Source organism: uncultured Georgenia sp. (assembly GCF_937958535.1).
Taxonomy (GTDB): Bacteria; Actinomycetota; Actinomycetes; order Actinomycetales; family Actinomycetaceae; genus Oceanitalea.
The window spans coordinates 1-19,846 of the sequence record NZ_CALGNQ010000122.1 but is presented as its reverse complement, the minus strand read 5'-3'; the positions used below and the strand labels follow the sequence as shown (position 1 = coordinate 19,846).

Annotated in this window: 20 protein-coding genes and 2 tRNA genes; 9 read left to right on the top strand and 13 right to left on the bottom strand. The window is 70.3% G+C overall.

Annotation, left to right across the window (positions count from 1 at the left end):
* Positions 1-2 precede the first annotated feature (2 nt).
* Complete coding sequence (locus Q0195_RS06810) at positions 3-524, bottom strand: peptidylprolyl isomerase (RefSeq protein ID WP_299276254.1); 522 nt, start codon at positions 522-524, stop codon at positions 3-5.
* A gap of 173 nt (positions 525-697) precedes the next feature.
* Between Q0195_RS06810 and Q0195_RS06805 the strand changes: the two genes are divergently transcribed.
* A complete protein-coding gene (locus tag Q0195_RS06805; RefSeq protein ID WP_299276251.1) occupies positions 698-1,411 on the top strand; it encodes a hypothetical protein in 714 nt (237 codons plus the stop codon).
* A 258-nt stretch (positions 1,412-1,669) separates the two neighbouring features.
* Here the strand turns inward: Q0195_RS06805 and Q0195_RS06800 are convergent, their stop codons facing one another.
* Positions 1,670-3,154: an MFS transporter gene (locus tag Q0195_RS06800; protein ID WP_299276248.1), complete on the bottom strand. Its 1,485-nt coding sequence runs from the start codon at positions 3,152-3,154 to the stop codon at positions 1,670-1,672.
* A 93-nt stretch (positions 3,155-3,247) separates the two neighbouring features.
* On the opposite strand from Q0195_RS06800, the gene Q0195_RS06795 reads away from it, so the two are divergent.
* A complete protein-coding gene (locus Q0195_RS06795) occupies positions 3,248-3,697 on the top strand; it encodes a helix-turn-helix domain-containing protein (protein WP_299276246.1) in 450 nt (149 codons plus the stop codon).
* Between the two features lie 49 nt (positions 3,698-3,746).
* On the opposite strand, the gene Q0195_RS06790 is transcribed toward Q0195_RS06795, so the two are convergent.
* The 11 genes from Q0195_RS06790 to dnaA form a co-directional block, all read right to left on the bottom strand.
* A tRNA-Ala gene (locus tag Q0195_RS06790) sits at positions 3,747-3,819 on the bottom strand.
* 44 nt (positions 3,820-3,863) lie between these two features.
* Positions 3,864-4,025: a DLW-39 family protein gene (locus Q0195_RS06785; protein ID WP_366518084.1), complete on the bottom strand. Its 162-nt coding sequence runs from the start codon at positions 4,023-4,025 to the stop codon at positions 3,864-3,866.
* A gap of 29 nt (positions 4,026-4,054) precedes the next feature.
* Positions 4,055-4,128 (bottom strand) — tRNA-Ile (locus Q0195_RS06780).
* Between the two features lie 102 nt (positions 4,129-4,230).
* Positions 4,231-4,950 (bottom strand): DUF3566 domain-containing protein, encoded by a 720-nt coding sequence (locus tag Q0195_RS06775; protein ID WP_299276243.1) that lies wholly within the window; start codon positions 4,948-4,950, stop codon positions 4,231-4,233.
* Positions 4,947-7,532, bottom strand: a complete 2,586-nt coding sequence (gyrA, locus tag Q0195_RS06770; protein ID WP_299276241.1) for a DNA gyrase subunit A — start codon at positions 7,530-7,532, stop codon at positions 4,947-4,949. Before gyrA ends, Q0195_RS06775 begins: the two co-directional genes overlap by 4 nt.
* A 45-nt stretch (positions 7,533-7,577) precedes the next feature.
* Positions 7,578-9,602 carry a DNA topoisomerase (ATP-hydrolyzing) subunit B gene (gyrB, locus tag Q0195_RS06765; protein ID WP_299276303.1) on the bottom strand — a complete coding sequence of 675 codons (2,025 nt, stop codon included), beginning with the start codon at positions 9,600-9,602 and terminating at the stop codon, positions 7,578-7,580.
* A gap of 233 nt (positions 9,603-9,835) precedes the next feature.
* Positions 9,836-10,381 carry a DciA family protein gene (locus tag Q0195_RS06760; protein ID WP_299276239.1) on the bottom strand — a complete coding sequence of 182 codons (546 nt, stop codon included), beginning with the start codon at positions 10,379-10,381 and terminating at the stop codon, positions 9,836-9,838.
* Positions 10,374-11,546: a DNA replication/repair protein RecF gene (gene recF, locus Q0195_RS06755; RefSeq protein WP_299276237.1), complete on the bottom strand. Its 1,173-nt coding sequence runs from the start codon at positions 11,544-11,546 to the stop codon at positions 10,374-10,376. The genes Q0195_RS06760 and recF overlap by 8 nt, the downstream gene beginning before the upstream one ends.
* A gap of 2 nt (positions 11,547-11,548) precedes the next feature.
* A complete protein-coding gene (gnd, locus tag Q0195_RS06750) occupies positions 11,549-12,445 on the bottom strand; it encodes a phosphogluconate dehydrogenase (NAD(+)-dependent, decarboxylating) (RefSeq protein ID WP_299276235.1) in 897 nt (298 codons plus the stop codon).
* A gap of 60 nt (positions 12,446-12,505) precedes the next feature.
* Complete coding sequence (gene dnaN / locus Q0195_RS06745; RefSeq protein ID WP_299276233.1) at positions 12,506-13,633, bottom strand: DNA polymerase III subunit beta; 1,128 nt, start codon at positions 13,631-13,633, stop codon at positions 12,506-12,508.
* A 578-nt stretch (positions 13,634-14,211) separates the two neighbouring features.
* Entirely contained in the window at positions 14,212-15,669 is a 1,458-nt protein-coding gene (gene dnaA, locus Q0195_RS06740) for a chromosomal replication initiator protein DnaA (RefSeq protein ID WP_299276231.1), read from the bottom strand.
* 252 nt (positions 15,670-15,921) lie between these two features.
* On the opposite strand from dnaA, the gene rpmH reads away from it, so the two are divergent.
* The 7 genes from rpmH to Q0195_RS06705 form a co-directional block, all read left to right on the top strand.
* The gene (gene rpmH, locus Q0195_RS06735) at positions 15,922-16,059 is read left to right on the top strand and encodes a 50S ribosomal protein L34 (protein WP_299276228.1); all 138 of its coding nucleotides are present in this window, start codon (positions 15,922-15,924) and stop codon (positions 16,057-16,059) included.
* A gap of 3 nt (positions 16,060-16,062) precedes the next feature.
* The gene (gene rnpA, locus Q0195_RS06730) at positions 16,063-16,422 is read left to right on the top strand and encodes a ribonuclease P protein component (RefSeq protein WP_299276226.1); all 360 of its coding nucleotides are present in this window, start codon (positions 16,063-16,065) and stop codon (positions 16,420-16,422) included.
* Entirely contained in the window at positions 16,419-16,754 is a 336-nt protein-coding gene (gene yidD / locus Q0195_RS06725) for a membrane protein insertion efficiency factor YidD (protein WP_299276223.1), read from the top strand. The genes rnpA and yidD overlap by 4 nt, the downstream gene beginning before the upstream one ends.
* A gap of 12 nt (positions 16,755-16,766) precedes the next feature.
* Positions 16,767-18,011, top strand: a complete 1,245-nt coding sequence (gene yidC, locus Q0195_RS06720) for a membrane protein insertase YidC (RefSeq protein ID WP_299276221.1) — start codon at positions 16,767-16,769, stop codon at positions 18,009-18,011.
* Positions 18,012-18,112: 101 nt separating this feature from the next.
* Positions 18,113-18,634, top strand: coding sequence for a R3H domain-containing nucleic acid-binding protein (locus Q0195_RS06715; protein WP_299276301.1), 522 nt, complete (start codon positions 18,113-18,115; stop codon positions 18,632-18,634).
* A gap of 41 nt (positions 18,635-18,675) precedes the next feature.
* Positions 18,676-19,299 (top strand): 16S rRNA (guanine(527)-N(7))-methyltransferase RsmG, encoded by a 624-nt coding sequence (rsmG, locus tag Q0195_RS06710; RefSeq protein ID WP_299276218.1) that lies wholly within the window; start codon positions 18,676-18,678, stop codon positions 19,297-19,299.
* A gap of 426 nt (positions 19,300-19,725) precedes the next feature.
* Positions 19,726-19,846, top strand: a 121-nt coding sequence (locus Q0195_RS06705; RefSeq protein WP_299276299.1) for a leucine zipper domain-containing protein, incomplete at its 3' end; no start/stop codon positions are given.

Genomic DNA, 19,846 nt, shown 5'->3' with positions numbered 1-19,846 from the left:
CGTCAGTCGGTGATGGTGATCGAGGAGATGACGATGTCCTCGACCGGGCGGTCGTTGCGGCCGGTGGGGGTGGCGCTGATCTTGTCGACGACGGCGCGGCTCGCGGCGTCCGCGACGCGGCCGAAGATCGTGTGGTTGCCCTGCAGCCAGGTGGTGGGGGCGGTGGTGATGAAGAACTGCGAGCCGTTGGTGCCGCGCCCCGCGATCTTCCCGGCGTTCGCCATGGCGAGCACGTAGGGCTGGGTGAAGTCCAGCTCGGGGTGGATCTCGTCGTCGAAGGTGTAGCCGGGGCCCCCCGTGCCGGTACCGATGGGGTCCCCGCCCTGGATCATGAAGTTGGGGATGACCCGGTGGAAGAGGACGCCGTTGTACAGCGGCTCGTTCATCTCCTGCCCGGTCTGCGGGTGGGTCCACGTCCGCTCTCCCTTGGCGAGCGCGACGAAGTTCGCCACGGTCTTCGGGGCGTGGTCGGGGAGGAGCTCGAGGACGATGTCCCCGAGGTTCGTGTGCACGGTTGCTTCCATGTCGTGATCCTTTCACGGCGGGACCGCACCCCGCAGTCGGGCCGGCCGGGTGACCCGAAGTCCTCTCGCACCGGCCTGCGGATACAGGAGAATCAACCCTGGGGATGGTGCGTTCGCCACCCCGGGGTGGGACGATGGTCGGCACGTATCTGGAAAGCCACGAGGGAGAGCACATGTCGCGCAAGCAGAAGATCAGCGAGGTCGACGCCGAGAAGATGCGCCAGCAGGCGGTGGACCTCGGTCATGTCCTCAGCGAGCAGGCCGCCAAGGCCGGTGAGATCGCTGCATCCCTCGCGGAACAGGGGAAGGTGTGGGCCACCGGAGTGGCCGCTCCCCGGCTCGAGCAGGCGTGGCGGGACGGGGTGAAGGTGGCCGCCCCGAAGATCGAGGCGGCTGCCGAGAAGGCACGTCCCGCCGTCGACAGCGCGCGTGACAAGCTCGTCGACGACTACCTGCCGCGGGTCCAGAAGGCGATGCACGACGCCGCCGAGGCGGCCGCCAAGGAGAGCGGCAAGAAGGGCAAGGCGGTCAAGGCCGGCAAGGCGGCGCAGAAGGCGCTGGCCGCCAAGCCGAAGAAGCGGGGCGCGGGCAAGACGCTGGGCTGGGTGCTCGTCGGCACCGCCGCGGCCGGCACCGGCTACCTGCTGTGGCGCCGCACCCAGCCGGTGGACGACCCGTGGGCCGAGGAGTACTGGGAGGACACCACCGTGACCACCCCGTCGGAGGTGTCCACCGCCCCGGCCGGCACCGAGGACGCCGAGCCCGCCGCCGACGCGGCGCAGGTGGCGCAGGAGTCGACCAAGGACGCCGGCTCGACGGAGTCGACGACCGAGCCGGTCGACACCGGACGCGGTGAGACCGACGTGGACACCACCCGCAACGCCTGAGGCTGCACATGCGACGACGCCCGGGGCCGACAGGGCCCCGGGCGTCGCGTGTCTCGGGTCAGGTCACCACAGGATCATCGTGTCGAAGGCGATGTTGTAGTACATCCCGATGTGGGTGTAGAAGCTCAGTGCCACGACACCCCAGGGCAGCCCCTTCCCCACCCGGCTCCGGACCGGTCTGACGCTCCTCGAGGAGCGGGGCCTGCCCGGCGGGACAGCCTTCCTGCGCTACCGCGTCACCCGCTGACCCGGACGGCGTCACGCTCGGCCCCGCTCCGGGCTCCCGGCGAGCACGGCAGCCTCCGCCTCCTCGGCCTGCTCCCGGGCCCGCTGGGCAGCGCGCACCGCCTGCGCTCTCGGCAGCGCGCGGCTGGCCAGCACGACGACGCCGAGCCCCACCCCCGAGACGACCACCGAGGCGCGCAACGCAGCCACCGTGTTGGCTGCCGTCCAGTCGGCACCCACGGCGCCGAGGAACACCGTCATCGAGACGGCCACCCCGACAGCCGCACCCAGCTGCTGGAAGGTCGACAGGGTGCCGGAGGCGGCGCCCGCGTCGTCCACCGGTACGGCGGCCAGCGCGACATCGACGAGCGGCACGACGACAGCGGCGAGCCCGATCCCGGCGAGCGCCATGGGCAGGATGCCGTCCCGGGCGGTGTACGCGGCCCCCTCGGCGGCGAGCGTGGCGTAGGTCCAGAGGAACCCGGCGGCCATGAGCACCGCCCCGATCGTCACCAGGTTCCTGCCCAGCCGCGCGACGAGCGGGACGACCGCCCCGGTCGCCAGCATCGAGCCGACGCTGAAGGCGAGGAGGTTGAGCGCGGCCCCGAGGGCCGACCTGCCGAGGCTCAGCTGCAGGTAGAAGAGGAACGGCAGGGTGAAGGCGTTCATCGCCGCCTGGAAGCCGGCCTGGGTGACGACCCCCGCGCTGAAGCCACGATTGCGGAACAGCGTGAGGGGCAGCACCGCCGAACCGTCCCGCACCTGGCGCCGCAGGCAGTGCCGGACGAACACCGCGAGGAGCACCACCCCGGCGGCGACGGAAACCAGGAGCCACACGGGCCAGCCGAGCGTCCGTCCCTCGACGAGCGGCACGAGCAGGCAGAGGAGGGCGGCGCTGAGCACCAGCACACCGGGCAGGTCCACCCCCAGCGGGTGCTGGGAGCGCGTCTCGGGCACGAGGACGCTCGCCAGCGCCAGGATCACCACACCGACCGGCGCGTTGATCAGGAAGATGGTCCGCCAGCCGAGCCCCCACAGGTCGGCGTCCACCAGCGTCCCGCCGAGGACGGGGCCGATGACCGCGGCGAGCCCTGTCACGGCCCCGATCACGCCGTACCAGGGGGCACGCTCACGCGGGGCGAAGAGGCTCTGCACGGTGGCGAGCAGCTGCGGGACCATGACGGCGGCGAACAGCCCCTGGAGCACGCGAGCGGCGACGAGCACGTCGACCGTCCAGGACGCCGCGCACAGGCAGGAGGCCGCGGTGAACCCGCCGACGCCGACGAGGAACATCCGTCGGCGACCGGCGATGTCGCCGAGCCGGCCGCCTGTCACCAGGGCGACGGCGAAGGCGAGCAGGTAGCCGGACACCACCCACTCCAGGGAGTCTCCCGGCGCCTCGAGGTCGGCACCGATCGCGGGAAGTGCCACCTGGACGATGGTGACGTCCAGCAGGTCCATGAAGGCGGCGAAGAGCAGGATACCGACGGCAAGTCCGCGGCGTGGTTCGGTGACCATGGGGTCCCCCATCCCTAGACTGACTTTGTCTCCATCACGCGATATCTCCATAGCGGAATTGTTCCGCAGTGGAGAGACTAGGAGGGTGCGCCCATGACGTCAAGCAGGGCGGCGACCACCGCGCGCATCCTGCGCCACTTCGAGGAGCTCATCGCCTCCTCGGTGCTGACCAACGACCGCATCGCCCGCTCGCTCGGGATGAACGTCGTGGACTGGCAGGCCTTCGGGGTCATCGTGCGCAGCGGCAGACACCTCACCGCGGGGGAGATCAGCGCCCTCACGCAGTTGCCGACGAGCACGACGACGCGCGTGCTCGACCGGCTGGAGCGGGCCGGGTTCGTCGAGCGCACGAGCGACCCGGCCGACCGCCGGCGGGTGGTCGTCGTGCCCCGGCCGGAGGTCGTCGCCCGGTTCAGATCGGACGGGGAGGACAATCCCTACTCAGCCATCACCGGCCGCATGGAAGAGGTCCACGAGGGGTTCACCACGGAGGAGCTGGCCGTCGTGGAACGCTACCTCCGCGCGGTCAACGAGGCCTTCTGACGACGCCGGCAGAAAGGGAGAGGGCCAGGGTCGGTCCCTGTCCGTCGAGTGGAGCCAGCGGGACTCGAACCCGCAACCCCCTGCTTGCAAAGCAGGTGCGCTACCAATTGCGCCATGGCCCCCGGTCCGACCCGGGGCCGGAGAGTGAGACGGTCCGTGCGCCCGCTCAGCGAGCGGGGGTCTCCGCGGCCGGCTCGGGGAAGGTGTTCCCACCGAAGCTGTCCGTGACCTCCGCCCAGAGCTCGCGCTCCTCGCGGTCCGCCTTGACCTTGGTCCAGACGGCGTATCCCGCGGCCGCCAGCACGGCAAGTCCGAGGAACTTCTTCATGGTTCCCCTCCTCGGGGTCGTGGTCGGGGTGGGCCTAACTGGACTCGAACCAGTGACCTCTTCCTTATCAGGGAAGCGCTCTAACCGTCTGAGCTATAGGCCCGGGGCACCTCGGCTGTTCCCCAGGGTGCCGAAGCAGACTACCCCAGCCCGCGGGCCGTTCCCAAACCCGCGGAGGGGGTCGGCGACGTCATGTTCGCCACACTCAGTCGTCGGTCAGGGTGAGGTGGATGCCGCCGACCAGCGCCGCGACGATGTTGTAGAGGAACGCCCCCAGCGTCGACAGCGCGGTGAGCAGCAGGATGTCGACGACGGCGATGATCGCGGCCGCGGAGATCACCCGGTCGAACTGCACGTAGTCCATGAGCTGGAGGAAGTTCTCCGAGTCGAGGGTGACGAGGAGCTCCTCGATGTCGGCGAAGACGTGCATCGAGTCCAGGACGAACCACATGGCCGCCGCGGCGACGACGATGCCGATCCCGACCGCGATCGACAGCAGGAAGGACAGCTTCATGACCGACCACGGGTCGACGCGGGCGATCGACAGGCGCACCCGCCGGGGCCCCGCGGAAGCCGGCCGGGCAGCCGCGGTCCGTGCCGGGTCGCCGGCGCCGGCAGCCGGGCGTGACGTGGCCGGCGGCGGGGACTGGCCGGCGGCGGCCCCGTAACGGGGCACGGTGGCGGTCCCGCCGGACACCCCACCGGGGCGCACCGGGCTCGACGTCCCGGCACCGCTGGGTGCGGTGTCGTCCGGACGAGGCACCACCGGGTGCTCGGCGACGCCCTTCGCCGCGGCGAACCGCTCGGCGAGGCTGGTACGGATCGCCGTGCGGTCCTGCTGCGGGCGGGCCTGCTGCTGCGACTGGGCGGGTACCTGCTGGGTGGCGTCCTCCGCGGCACCCTGCCCGGGCGTGGTGCTGCTCATGCGTGTCCTCCATCGTCGCCCTCGGCGGACGGCTGCTCCGCCTCCTCGGCGGTGGTCTCCACCTCGTCAGCAGGCTCGGCCGCCTCCTCCGGGGAAGACGCTACGCCATCGGCGTCCCGTTCCGCGTTCCGTGCCACGGCGATGACGCGGTCTCCGGGGTCGGGCTTGGCGAAGATGACACCCTGGGTGTTGCGTCCGGTGAGGTTGACCTCGGCGACCGAGGACCGGACGATCTTGCCGCTCTCCATGATGACCATGACCTCGTCCACCGGGCTGGTGAGCAGCGCCCCGACGAGATCGCCACGGGCCTCGACGAGGTTGGCGACCTTGATCCCCAGGCCGCCGCGGCCCTGGACGCGGTACTCCTCGACGGCGGTGCGCTTGGCGTAGCCCCCCTCCGTGACGACGAACAGGGCGGCGTCCTCGTACCAGGGCCGCACGACGTCCATCGCGAGGAGCTCGTCATCGCCGCGGAACTTCATGCCGGTGACGCCGGAGGTGGAGCGGCCCATCGGCCGCAGCGCCTCGTCGGTGGCGGTGAACCGGATCGACTGCCCCTTGCGGGAGACGAGCAGGAGGTCGTCCTCGCTGTTGACGAGCTGGGCGGAGACCACCCGGTCCCGCTCACCGTCGGCCGTCTCGCGCAGGTTGATGGCGATGATGCCGCCGGTGCGGTTGGTGTCGTACTCCCGCAGCCGGGTCTTCTTCACCAGGCCGGAGCGGGTGGCCAGGACGAGGTACTCGGCGTCGTCGTAGCTGCGCAGCGCGAGCACCTGGGCGATGCGCTCGTCGGGCTGGAAGGCGAGGAGGTTGGCCACGTGCTGGCCCTTGGAGTCGCGCCCGCCCTCGGGCAGCTCGTAGCCCTTGGCCCGGTAGACCCGGCCCATGTTGGTGAAGAACAGCAGCCACTGGTGGGTGGTGGTGACGAAGAAGTGCTCGACGATGTCGTCCTCACGGAGCTGGGCCCCCCGCACACCCTTGCCGCCGCGCCGCTGGGACCGGTAGTTGTCGGTCCGGGTGCGCTTGACGTAGCCGCCGCGGGTGATGGTGACGACGACGTCCTCCTCGGGGATGAGGTCCTCGATGGACATGTCGCCCTCGTAGGGCACGATCGTCGTGCGTCGCTCGTCGCCGTACTTGGCGACGATGGAGCCGAGCTCCTCCGAGATGATCGTGCGCTGCCGCTGGGGCGAGGCGAGGATCTCCTTGTAGTCCCGGATCTCGGCCTCGATCCGGTCGTGCTCGTCGATGATCTTCTGCCGCTCGAGGGCGGCGAGGCGGCGCAGCTGCATCGCCAGGATGGCGTCGGCCTGCACCTCGTCGATGTCGAGCAGCTCCATGAGGCCGACCCGGGCGGTGTCGCCGCTCTCCGAGGCGCGGATGAGCGCGATGACCTCGTCGAGCATGTCCAGCGCCTTGAGCTGGCCACGCAGGATGTGGATGCGCTCCTCGGCCCGCTTGAGGAGGAAGCGGGTGCGGCGGACGACGACGTCGATCTGGTGGGTCACCCAGTGCCGGACGAAGCCGTCGAGGCTGAGCGTGCGGGGCACGCCGTCGACGAGGGCGAGCATGTTCGCCGGGAAGTTGTCCTGCAGCTGGGTGTGCTTGTAGAGGTTGTTGAGGACCACCTTCGGCACGGCGTCGCGCTTGAGCACGATGACGAGGCGCTGGCCGGCGCGGCCGGAGGACTCGTCGCGCATGTCGGCGATGCCCTGGATCCGCCCGTCGTTGACGAGCTGGGCGATCTTCGTCACGAGGTTGTCCGGGTTGACCTGGTAGGGCAGCTCGGTGACGACGAGGCACTGGCGGCCCTGGATCTCCTCGACGTTGACGACGGCACGCTGGGTGATCGAACCACGTCCGGTGCGGTAGGCCTCCTCGATGCCGCGACGGCCGAGGATGGTGGCGCCGGTGGGGAAGTCGGGCCCCTTGATCCGCACCATGAGCGCCTCGAGCAGCTCCTCGCGGGTGGCGTCGGGGTTGTCGAGGAACCACTGGACCCCCTCGGCGACCTCGCGCAGGTTGTGCGGCGGGATGCGGGTGGCCATCCCGACGGCGATCCCCTCCGAGCCGTTGACCAGGAGGTTGGGGAAGCGCGCCGGGAGCACCATCGGCTCCTGGTTGCGGCCGTCGTAGTTGTCCTGGAAGTCGACGGTCTCCTGGTCGATGTCCCGCACCATCTCCATGGCGAGCGGGGCCAGCTTGCACTCGGTGTACCGCGGGGCGGCAGCACCGAGGTTGCCGGCGGAACCGAAGTTCCCCTGCCCGGCGACGAGCGGGTAGCGCATCGACCACGGCTGGACCAGCCGCACGAGGGCGTCGTAGATCGAGGCGTCGCCGTGCGGGTGGTACTGGCCCATGACCTCGCCGACGACGCGGGAGCACTTGCTGAACGCGGCATCGGGGCGGTACCCGCCGTCGTACATCGCGTACAGGACGCGGCGGTGCACCGGCTTGAGGCCGTCACGGACGTCGGGCAGGGCACGACCGACGATGACGCTCATCGCGTAGTCGAGGTACGAGCGCTGCATCTCGAGCGTCAGGTCGACCTGCTCGACGTGGTCGATGGGGGGCTGGGTCACTGTCGTCCTTCTATCCGTCGACTGGGAACGTGCGGTGCAGGCGGACTAGATGTCGAGGAAGCGCACGTCGCGGGCGTTGCGCTGGATGAACTCGCGCCGGGACTCGACGTCCTCACCCATGAGCACCGAGAAGATCTCGTCCGCGGCCGCTGCCTCGCCGACGGTCACCTGACGCAGCGTGCGGGTGTCGGGGTTCATCGTCGTGTCCCAGAGCTCCTGCTCGTTCATCTCGCCCAGGCCCTTGTACCGCTGGATGCCGCTGTCCTTGGGCAGTCGCTTGCCGGCCGCGGCGCCCTCGGCGAGGAGGGCGTCCTTCTCGCGGTCGCTGTAGACGTACTCGTGGGGCGCGTTGGACCACTTGAGCCGGTACAGCGGCGGCTGGGCGAGGTACACGTGGCCGTTCTCGATGAGCGGGCGCATGTACCGGAAGAGCAGGGTGAGCAGCAGGGTGGTGATGTGCTGGCCGTCGACGTCGGCGTCGGCCATGAGCACGATCTTGTAGTACCGCAGCTTGGAGATGTCGAAGTCCTCGCCGATGCCGGTCCCGAAGGCGGTGATGAGGGCCTGGATCTCCTGGTTGCTCAGTGCCTTGTCGAGGCGGGCCTTCTCGACGTTGAGGATCTTGCCGCGCAGCGGGAGGATCGCCTGGGTCTCGGGGTCGCGTCCCTGGACCGCCGAACCACCGGCGGAGTCCCCCTCGACGATGAATATCTCCGACCGCGTGGCGTCGCGGCTGGAGCAGTCCTTGAGCTTGCCGGGCATCGAGGCGGACTCCAGCGCCCCCTTGCGGCGGGTGGCCTCGCGGGCCTTGCGGGCGGCGAGCCGGGCGGCGGCCGCCTGCTGCGCCTTGCGGATGATGTCCCGGGCCTCGTTGGGGTGGGAGTCGAGCCAGTCACCGAGGTGGCTGTAGACGACCTGCTGGACGTAGGTGCGCGCCTCGGTGTTGCCGAGCTTGGTCTTCGTCTGGCCCTCGAACTGCGGCTCGCCGAGCTTGACCGAGATGACGGCGGTGAGACCCTCGCGGATGTCGTCCCCGGTGAGGTTCTCGTCCTTGTCCTTGAGGATGCCCTTGTCCTTGGCGTACCGGTTGATGAGGGAGGTCAGCGCCGACCGGAAGCCCTCCTCGTGGGTGCCGCCCTCGGAGGTGTTGATCGTGTTGGCGTAGGTGTGGACCGACTCGGAGTAGGCGCTGGTCCACTGCATGGCGATCTCGACGGAGATCCGCTTCTCGGTGTCCTCGGCCTCGATGCTGATGATCTCGGGGTTGATGAGGTCGACCTTCTTGGCGGAGTTGAGGTGGCGGACGTAGTCCTGCAGCCCGTTGGCGTACTGGTAGGTGACCTCGCGGTGGCCCGGGTGGGCGTCGTCGGCGCTGCCCTCGTCGTCACCGGTGACCTCGTCGCCGGCGTCGGTGACCCCGGCGCGTTCGTCGGTGAGGGAGATCCGCAGGCCCTTGTTGAGGAAGGCCATCTGCTGGAACCGGGCCCGCAGGGTCTCGAAGTCGAAGTCGGTGGTCTCGAAGATGTCGGCGTTGGGCCAGAACGTCACCGTCGTCCCGGTCTCCTGGGTGGGGCCCACGTTGGCCAGCGGGGCGGTGGGCACGCCGTCCTGGTAGCTCTGCCGCCAGATGGCGCCGTCGCGGCGGACCTCGACGTGCAGCCGGGAGGACAGCGCGTTGACGACGGACACGCCCACGCCGTGGAGGCCGCCGGAGACGGCGTAGCCGCCACCCCCGAACTTACCGCCGGCGTGGAGGACGGTGAGGACGACCTCGACGGCGGGCTTGCCCTCGGACTCCACGACACCGACCGGGATGCCGCGGCCGTCGTCGACCACCCGGACGCCGCCGTCCTCGAGGATCGTCACGTCGATGCTCGTCGCGTGGCCGGCCAGCGCCTCGTCCACGGAGTTGTCGACCACCTCGTAGACCAGGTGGTGCAGCCCGCGCTCACCGGTGGAACCGATGTACATGCCGGGCCGCTTGCGGACTGCTTCCAGGCCCTCGAGAACCGTGATGTTCGTTGCGTCGTAGCCGGCGTCCTGCGGGCTCGTCCCGGTGCTCGGGGGCATCTCGTCAGCCACTGTCTGGGGCTCTCCTCGTCGTTACGTCGCGCGCAGCACCGCACCGTCGCGAGTTCGGGACGGTGCACCTGGCACCACGGTTGCCCGGGGCACGACTCCAGCCGACGCCCCGCGGGCGGGGTCACCCGATTCTACTGTGCCGATGCCCGTTTCACCGCATATCCACAGCTTCATCCACAGTGTGGTTCCCCGCCCCCGGCAGGTCTTGACAGGCCTGTGGCTCACCCGTACGTGTCCCGCGGGCCCCGGCCGCGCACCGACCGCGGGCCGCGGGTCCAGCTGGGCCCGGCAGGGCCGCGGATGACGATCTGCTGGACGACACCCTCCCCGACCTCCTCCGCCAGCCGGCGCTCGAGCTGGGGCTGGAGCAGGCGCAGCTGGGTGGCCCACGCCGTGGAGTCGGCGCGGACGACGAGGACGGCGTCGTCGAAGGTCTCCACCTGGCAGTGGTCGGCGAGCTGGTCGCCGACGATCTCGCGCCAGCGGCCCACGACACCGCCCATGCTCACCGGGGCGCTCCAGCCCCGTTCGGCCATGAGCTTGTCGACGATGGGGCCGAGCAGCTGTGGGTCGCGCCGGGAGGGGGCGGAGCCGCTGCCGACGTCGCCCAGGCCGGGACCGGGACGGAAGCGGCGGGCTCCCGCGGGCGGGCGGCCGGGCGCGGTGCGCCGCAGCCCCTTGGCGGCGGCAGCCGCGCGGGCCCGGGCCAACGCCTGGCGGGCGGCGTCGCCGGTGTCCTCGCCGTCCACGGGCGGCTGCTCACTCACGGGTGACCTCCCCGCCGGCGACCGTGTACCGCGCACCCGCGAGCGTGGCCGGGACGTCCTCGGGGACGGCGGCGGTGATGAGCACCTGCTCGGCCCCCTCGACCATGGCGGCAAGCCGGGTGCGCCGGCGGGCGTCGAGCTCGGCGAAGACGTCGTCGAGGATGAGCACGGGGCTGCCGTCGGCACCGTCGTCGCGCAGCACCTCGTAGGACGCCAGCCGCAGGGCGAGGGCGAAGGACCAGGACTCGCCGTGGCTCGCGTAGCCCTTGGCCGGCAGCCCACCGAGGGTGAGGACGAGGTCGTCGCGGTGGGGTCCGACGAGGCTGACGCCACGCTCGAGCTCCCGGCCCCGCAGCCGGGCCATCGCCGTGACGAGCCGGTCGGTGAGTGCGGGGACGTCGGTGAGCGCCGCCTCGTCCTCGGGGGCGGCGAGGCCGTCGCCGTCGCCCTCCGCGGCCAGCAGGGCCGACCGGTAGCCCAGGGTCGCCTCGCTCTGGCCGGCGCTCACCTCCTCGTAGGCGCGGGTCACGTGCGGCCGCAGCCGCTGGACGAGCTCGACGCGGGCGGCGACGAGCTGGGCGCCGGCGGCGGCCAGGTGCCCGTCCCACACGTCGAGCGTGGACAGGTCGGGCCCGGGGCCGCCCCGGCGCCGGGCCGCGCCGGCCGACTTCAGCAGCGCGCCACGCTGCCGCAGGATCTTGTCGTACTCGCTGCGCACCCCCGCGAGGCGGGGGGTGAGCAGCACGAGCAGGTCGTCGAGGAAGCGGCGGCGGGCCTGCGGGTCCCCCTTGACGAGCTCGAGGTCCTCCGGCGCGAAGACCACACTGCGCACGATGCCCATGACGTCGCGGGTGCGGTTCACCGGGGCCCGGTTGAGCCGGGCTCGGTTGGCGCGGCCCGCGACGATCTCCAGCTCGACGAGCGTCTCGCGGCCGCCCCGCACCGCCTTGGCGCGGATGACGGCACCACCGGTGCCGTGCCGGACGAGCGCGGTGTCGGAGGCGACGCGGTGGCTGGAGAAAGTGCCGAGGTAGGCCACCGCCTCGACGATGTTGGTCTTGCCCTGCCCGTTGTGGCCGACGAACGCGGTGACGCCGGGTTCCAGCGCGAGCACGAGCTCGGTGTAGGACCGGAAGTCGTGCAGGGAGAGGTTGGAGACGTACATCCTCAGCGCTCGTCGGCGCGTCGGACCGCGTGGCCCCCGAACTGTTCCCGCAGCGACGCGACGGCCTTCATCGCCGGCGACTGCTCCTGCCGGGAGGAGAAGCGGGCGAAGAGCGCGGCCGCGATGGTGGGGGCCGGCACCGAGTTGTCGATGGCCTCCTCCAACGTCCAGCGGCCCTCCCCGGAGTCCGCGGTGTAGTCGTCGATGCTCGCCAGCCCGGGGTCCTGCTCGAGGGCGTCGACGAGCAGCTCGAGCAGCCAGGACCGCACGACGGTGCCGCGCTGCCAGGCCCGGACCACGGCGGTGACGTCGGGGACGAGGTCACCGCGGGAGGCCATGATCTCGTAGCCCTCGGCGTAGGCCTGCATGAGGCCGTACTCGATGCCGTTGTGGACCATCTTGGCGAAGTGCCCGGCACCCACGGGACCGACGTGGACGAACCCCTCCTCCCGAGGGCCCTCCGGTCGCAGCGCGTCGAAGATCGGCATGAGCCGGGCGACGTCCTCGGGGCTGCCGCCGACCATGGTGCCGTAACCGTACTCGCGGCCCCACACGCCGCCCGAGATACCGGCGTCGACGTATCCGATGCCGCGCTCGGCGAGCACGGCGGCGTTGTCCTGGTCGTCGCGGTAGTAGGAGTTGCCGCCCTCGACGACGAGGTCTCCGGCGGACAGCACCTGCCTCAGCTCGGCCAGCACCGACACGGTGGGTGGGCCGGCGGGCACCATGATCCACACGACGCGCTGCCCGGCGGTCATCGCGGCGGCGAGGTCGGCGAGTGTGGGGACGTCGCTGATCGCCGGGTCGGTGTCGTACCCGGTGACGGTGTGTCCCGCGGCCTCGATACGAGCGCGCATGTTGCCGCCCATGCGGCCCAGACCGACCATGCCGATGTGCATGAGAGCTCCTCTCGCGCTGCTGTGACCGTACTCGCGGCCGGGCGGCCCGGCGAACGGTGGTTACCCGGCGAACCGGATCGGCATGAGGAGGTAGCGGAAGTCGTCCGTGCTCTCCCCCTCGAGGCTCTCCTGCCCGGTGAGCACGGCGGGCTTGCTCGGGTGGGTGAAGGACATGCGGACGAAGTCGGTGGTCAGCGCGCCCAGGCCGTCGAGCAGGTAGCTCGGGTTGAACGCGGTGACGATGTCCTCTCCGACGAGCGTCGCCTCGAGGACCTCTGAGGCCTGCGCGTCCTCCCCCTGCCCCGCCTCGAGGACCACCTGCCCCTCGGAGAAGCTCAGCCTGATGGGGGTGTTGCGCTCGGCGACGAGGGCCACACGGCGGGCGGCCTCGATGAGCGGCCCGGTGGCGACGACGGCGTGTGTCGTCGTCTCCTCGGGGAAGAGGCGGCGCACCGGCGGGTAGTCGCCCTCGACCAGGAGGGAGGTGGTCTGGCGGCCGCCGGCGGCGAACCCGATGAGCGAGGCGGAGCTGTTGCCCAGGGCGACGTCGACGCTGCCCGCGCTGGTCAGTGACTTGGCGACGTCGGACAGCGTGCGGGCCCGGACCAGGGCGACGGCGGAGAAGGACGGGGAGCTGGGGTGCCAGCTGAGCTCGCGCATGGCCAGCCGGTAACGGTCGGTGGCCATGAGGGTGAGCTTCTCGCCCTCGATCTCCACCCGGACGCCGGTGAGGAGCGGGAGGGTCTCGTCGCGGCTGGCGGCGATGGTCACCTGGTTGACCGCCTCGGTGAGCACGTCGGCGTCGATGGTGCCGGAGAGCTCGGGCATCTGGGGCAGGGCCGGGTAGTCCTCCACCGGCATGGTCAGCAGCGTGAACCGGCTGGCGCCGCAGCGGAGCACGACCTTGCTGCCGTCGAGGGACAGGTCCACCGGCTTGGCCGGCAGTGCCTTGGCGATGTCGGCGAGCAGCCGGCCGGAGACCAGGACCACCCCGGACTCCTCGACGGCGGCGGGGATGGTCGAGCGGGCCGAGACGTCGTAGTCGAACGTCGAGAGGGTGAGCGTCCCGTCACTGGTGGCCTCCAGCCGGACCCCGGCGAGCACCGGGACCGGAGGACGCACCGGAAGTGAGCGAGCTGTCCATGCGACGGCCTCGGCAAGGACGTCCCGTTCGACCCTGAGCTTCACGATGGCTGACCCTCTCTCGGAGCGTGACGGCACAGCGGCCTGCTGCTGCGCACGAGAAACCTTACGCGAGACGACGGGCCCGGGGTGTCGAGAGCGGGCACGGGCAGTGCAGCGGCCGGGTTCTTGTTATTCACAAGTCCTCTCCAAGAGAAGTGCCGTCATCTTCATCGGTCGTGTGGACACTGTGGAGATCCGTCGTTCGTGCAGGTCAGCGTGGTAGTCCGGGTGTGGGGAGCGGTGCGGACCGGCCTGGGGGAACTCGCCGCCGGCAGTGGATGGGTGTCATCCGCCCGCTCTCCGTCCACGGGTCGGGGACGGTCTGTCCACTGACAAGTTTGCGCTGTCCACGGCAATCCACAGACTTGTCCACAGCTGTGCATTGCGTCGCGGTGCCGGAAACGTGGCCCTGGCGGCATCGTGCGGGACGTCCGGTGCGTGGCATGCCACAGCGGCGCCGGGTCCGGGGAGGTGGGCATGCCACAGCGCGCCATGTCCCGTGCGTGGGCATGCCGCAGCACCGCCATCGCGCGGCGCGGGCGGTGCTCCGGCGGGAAGCGGCGGGTCGAGCGGGGATACGGTCAGGCGCCGCCGGTGCGGGCCTTCTGCTTGATCCGGTTGGTGAGCTCGGTCACCTGGTTGAAGGTCGAGCGCTTCTCGGCCATCTGCTCACGGATCTTGCGGTTGGCGTGCATCACGGTGGTGTGGTCGCGGCCGCCGAAGAGCTGGCCGATCTTCGGCAGCGACAGCTCGGTGAGCTCACGGCACAGGTACATGGCGATCTGCCGGGCGTTGACGAGCACGCGGGACCGGTCGGCGCTGCACAGCGCCTCGATCGAGACCGAGAAGTAGTCCGCGGTCTGTCCCATGATGAGCGCGGGGGTGATGTCCTCGCCGTCGGTGTCGGTGATGAAGTCCTTGAGCACCATGACGGCGAGCGACTCGTCGACCGGCTGCCGGTTGAGGTTGGCGAAGGCGGTCACCCGGATGAGCGCCCCCTCGAGCTCACGGATGTTCGTCGTGATCCGCGAGGCGATGTAGGAGAGCACCGCGTCGTCGATCTCGAGGTTCTCGTTGTTCGCCTTCTTGCGCAGGATCGCGATGCGGGTCTCCAGGTCGGGCGGCTGCACGTCGGTGAGCAGCCCCCACTCGAAGCGGGAGCGCATCCGGTCCTCGAAGCCGTTGAGCTGTTTGGGCGGCATGTCGGAGGTGATGACCACCTGCTTGTTCGCGTTGTGCAGCGTGTTGAAGGTGTGGAAGAACTCCTCCATCGTCTGTTCCTTGCCCTGGAGGAACTGGATGTCGTCGATGAGGAGGACGTCCACCTCGCGGTAGCGGCGCTGGAAGGCCTCGGCCTTGTCGTCGCGGATGGAGTTGATGAAGTCGTTGGTGAACTCCTCGGAGTTCACGTACCGCACGCGCACACTCGGGTCCAGGCTGCGGGCGTAGTGGCCGATGGCGTGGAGCAGGTGGGTCTTGCCCAGCCCGGAGCCGCCGTAGATGAACAGCGGGTTGTAGGCCCGGGCCGGTGCCTCGGCCACGGCGGTGGCGGCCGCATGGGCGAAGCGGTTGCTCGACCCGATGACGAAGGTCTCGAAGGTGTACTTCGGGTTGAGGCGCGCGGCGTCGGCCTCGGCGTCGGCGGCGTTGCGACGTGCGGCAGCGGCGGGGCGGGCCGAGGACGGCGAGGGCGGAGGTGCGTCGTCCGGGGTCGCCGCGGAGGGGACGCGCGGCGTCACCTCCTCGAGGGTCGGGTCCACGGTGACGGCGAAGCGCACCGGCGAGCCGGCGGCCGCGGAGAGCGCCTCGGTAAGTCCGACACGGGCCCGCGTCTCGAGGAAGTCCTTGGCGAAGTCGCTCGGGACCGCGAGCAGGAGCGTCCCGTCGACAGCACCGAGAGGGCGGGTCAGCCGGATGAAGGCCCGCTGAGCGCCGCCGATGTCACCGTTCTCGGTGAGGATCTCGACCGCGCGCGCCCAGATGTCGGTGATCTCGTCGTTCTCCGGCACAGCGGTCCTCTCATCTCGGGGCACAAACATCCATGAGTGTCGCACTCTGCCACGGAATCCACACAGTTATCCACAGATGTGCAGAAGGGGCGTGAGTGACGGCACAGTCGCCGTGCCGGAGCCACGGATTGACCGTGCCTCGCGCCCTCGCGTATCGTGACCAAGCCGTCCTGACGGCTCTTCCGTGGTGCCTGCACGCCAGTGGCGATGCGGAGGAGCGGCCGCGCCGCGCATCAGCTGCCCCGGGCAGCACGACGACAACCGACGTTTTGGAGTACTGCCGTGAGCAAGCGGACTTACCAGCCGAACAACCGGAAGCGTGCCAAGGTGCACGGGTTCCGGCTGCGCATGCGTACGCGCGCCGGCCGCGCCATCATCAGCGCCCGCCGCCGCAAGGGCCGCGCCCAGCTCTCGGCCTGACACGTGCTGCCGCCGCAGCACCGGATGCGTCGGTCGGAGGACTTCACCGACGCGGTGCGCGGTGGTGCCCGCAGCGGCACACGCCGGCTCGTCGTCCACCTCAAGACACCGGACGACGGCGCCACCACGGACCCGCCCCGGGCGGGTCTCGTCGTTTCCACGGCCGTGGGCAACGCCGTCGAGCGCAACCTCGTCAAGCGGCGGCTCCGTGGCCTCCTGGCCACGCGGATGAGCCGGCTGGGCGAGGGCGAGAAGCTCGTGGTCCGGGCGCTGCCCGAGGCCCGCGACGCCTCGAGCTCCGAGCTCGGGGCCGACCTGGACAGCGCCCTGGAGCGGGCGCGCCGGCGTCGGGAGCGACGGTGACCCCCTCCCCCGGGCGACTGGTCGGTCGTGGGCTGGCCCTGCTCGTGCGGGGCTACCAGCTGGTCGTCTCCCCGTGGTTCGGGCCGCGGTGCAGGTACTACCCGTCCTGCTCCGCCTATGCGGTCACCGCCCTGCAGCGGCACGGCGCGGTGCGCGGCCTGGGGCTGGCGAGCTGGCGGCTGCTGCGGTGCAACCCGTGGAGCGACGGCGGGGTGGACCACGTCCCGGAGCTCCACGAGCTGATGCCCTGGTCCAGGAGTGCCGCACGGGCACGTACCCTCGGTGTAGCCGCCGGTGGGGCGACGTCGGACGACGCGCCGGAAGACCTCTAGGAGACAGCCCTCATGGGTGCCTTTGACACGATCCTGTACCCCATCAAGTGGGTCGTCGCGTGGATCCTCCATCTCTTCCACGAGTTCTGGAGCTTCGTGGGCCTCGACCCGACGAGCGGGTGGTCGTGGGCGCTGTCGATCGTCGGCCTGACCGTGGTCATGCGGGTGCTGCTCATCCCGCTCTTCTTCAAGCAGATCAAGGCCTCTCGCGGCATGCAGATGCTGCAGCCGGAGATGCAGAAGATCCAGAAGAAGTACAAGGGCAAGAACGACCCGGCGTCTCGGCAGCAGATGCAGGCCGAGATGATGGCGCTGTACCAGAAGCACGGGACCAACCCGTTCTCCTCGTGCCTTCCGATCCTCGCGCAGTCGCCCATCTTCTTCGCCCTGTTCCGCGTGCTGTACTCGATGCCGCAGATCGCGGCGGGTGAGTACCGCGACGGACAGCCCCTCGGGCCGATCGACGCGGCGGCCGCGGCCCAGTTCCAGGAGTCGACACTCCTGGGTGCCCAGCTCTCCGACACCTTCCTCCAGGCGTCGACGACGAACGTCCGTGTCCTCGCGATCGTCATGATCGTGCTCATGTCGGTGACGACGTTCACCACGCAGCGGCAGCTGACGATGAAGAACATGCCGCAGAGCGCGCTGGACAACCCGATGGCGCGTCAGCAGCGGATGCTCATGTACGTCCTGCCGCTGGTCTTCGCCTTCTCCGGCGTCTACTTCCCGATCGGTGTGCTCATCTACTGGCTTACCACCAACCTGTGGACGATGGGCCAGCAGTTCTACACGATCCGGCGGATGCCGGCGCCCGGCTCCGAGGCGGAGAAGCGGTTCAAGGAGCGGGAGCGCGCCAAGCTCGAGCGGAAGGCCGCACGGAAGGGCGTCCCCGTGGAGGAGCTGCTTCCCGAGCCACCGGAGCCGGAGCGTCCGGTGCAGCGCGGCCAGCGGGTGCAGCCCAAGCGCAAGGACCGGCAGAAGAAGTCCGGGGGCCCGCGTCCGGCGACCCCGGGCGCCGTCGGGGGCTCGGCCGGGACGGCGACCTCGGCTGCCAGCGCCGACTCTGCCGCGGCGGGCTCGGGTCCGGCGGCGGGCGCGGGCGGCAAGAGCGGGAAGAAGGGCGGCGGCTCGGGCGGGTCCAAGGACGGCAAGACGCCCCAGCAACGGGCCGCCGAACGACACGCGAAGCGGGCGGCTCAGCGACGCGCCGAGCTCGAGCGGCGCGGCGGCAAGGGCCCGGGCAAGTCGGGCAAGTAGACCTAACCTGTAGGCGCCCGCAGCGTCGGGCGGAGAGAGAAGGACGAGGCGTGAGCGAGCAAGATGTTGTGCCGGCACCCAAGGAGACGGCCCCCGTGGACATGGACGTGCCGGAGGAGAGCACGCCGTCAGGTAAGTCATCCGTCTCTGCGACGGTGAAGCGGCTGGAGGAAGAGGGCGAGATCGCGGCCGACTACCTCGAGGAGCTCCTCGACATCGCCGATCTCGACGGTGACATCGAGCTGTCGATCGACCACGGACGGGCGCTCGTCGAGATCATCACCGAGGGCGGTGAGGACCGTGATCTGCAGCGACTCGTGGGCAAGGAGGGCGAGGTGCTCGATGCCCTGCAGGAGCTGACCCGGCTGGCGGTCCAGGCTCGCACAGGCGAGCGGAGCCGGCTGATGCTCGACATCGCGGGCCACCGGCGACGCCGTAAGGCCGAGCTGACGGCGGTCGCGCAGGAGGCGATCACCAAGATCAAGGGTGGGGCGGAGTCCGTGTCGCTCGAGCCGATGAACCCGTTCGAGCGGAAGGTCGTTCACGACGTGGTCGCTGCCGCCGGCCTGACGAGCGACTCCGAGGGCGTCGAGCCGAACCGGCACGTCGTCATAACCCGCTAATCGTCACGTGTAGATAAGTGTCGGACACAGAGCGTGGGACGGTGGAGGAGGCCCCTGCTGCCGCAGCGGACTTCTTCGCCGACGCGTGGCCGAACGTGCGGCGGTTCGCCGACATGCTCGTGGCCGAAGGCGAACTCCGTGGGCTGATCGGCCCGCGTGAGCTTCCCCGGCTGTGGACGAGGCACCTGCTGAACTCTGCTGCCGTATCGTCGTTCGTCCCGCGGGACGTGCGTTTCGCTGATATCGGGTCCGGGGCCGGCTTTCCGGGTGTCGTCGTTGCACTCATGCGACCCGACCTGGAGGTGCACCTCGTCGAGCCGATGGAGCGCCGCACCACGTGGCTCAGTGATGTCGTCGAACGGCTGCATCTTGAGAACGTCACCGTCGTACGCGCTCGCGCCGAGGAACTCCACGGGCCGGCGCGATTCGACGTGGTGTCTGCACGTGCCGTGGCGGCGATGAAGAAGCTGGTCCCATGGGTCGGTCCCCTGATCAGCCCCGGTGGCAAGTTGCTCGCTCTCAAGGGGGAACGGGCGCAGCAGGAGGTCGACGACGCAGCGAAGGTGCTGCGAAAGTACAAGCTGCGCGCGGTGACTGTGCACGAAGTTGTTGTGCCTGGCACTGATGAACCCACGCGCGTCGTCGAAGCAGTGCGGTCTGCCTGAGTCTTTCCGGGGCGAGACACGCGTTGTTCCACGTGAAACGGCGACGTCGCGTGGCGTCGCGCGATATCACCGAGCACGCAGTCCGCCGTACGAGAACGGCCCTCGCTACACCGGCCGCAGTCCGGCTTGTCTATTCATGCGTCCAGGTTTGACGGTAGTTCTCCGCTTGGAAGGCGACCGGTGGCGGGTTGTCATCTGGGAGCACGAACGTGCGCCGGCGACGAGAGGTGTCAAGCGCCAGTAGCCTACGGCGCGTTGCGGACGGAGAGACAGAAATCGGGGCAACACGGTGCGTCCGCGGGTGCTCTAGGTGTACTGACCACGGAGGTTGGGTACGAGGCCGGGGTGTCGACGTGACATGAGGAAGACCTCTGAGTGGGGTGTGGTGCTGTCGAGGAACCACGCCTGAAACACCCGGAGGTCTTCATGTCCCACGCTAACGCCCCGCTGACCCCGACCGGTCGTCTGCGTCTGGCCAGATGCGTCGTTGAGGACGGGTGGCCGCTGCGTCGGGCCGCCGAACGGTTCGGGGTCTCGGTGACCACCG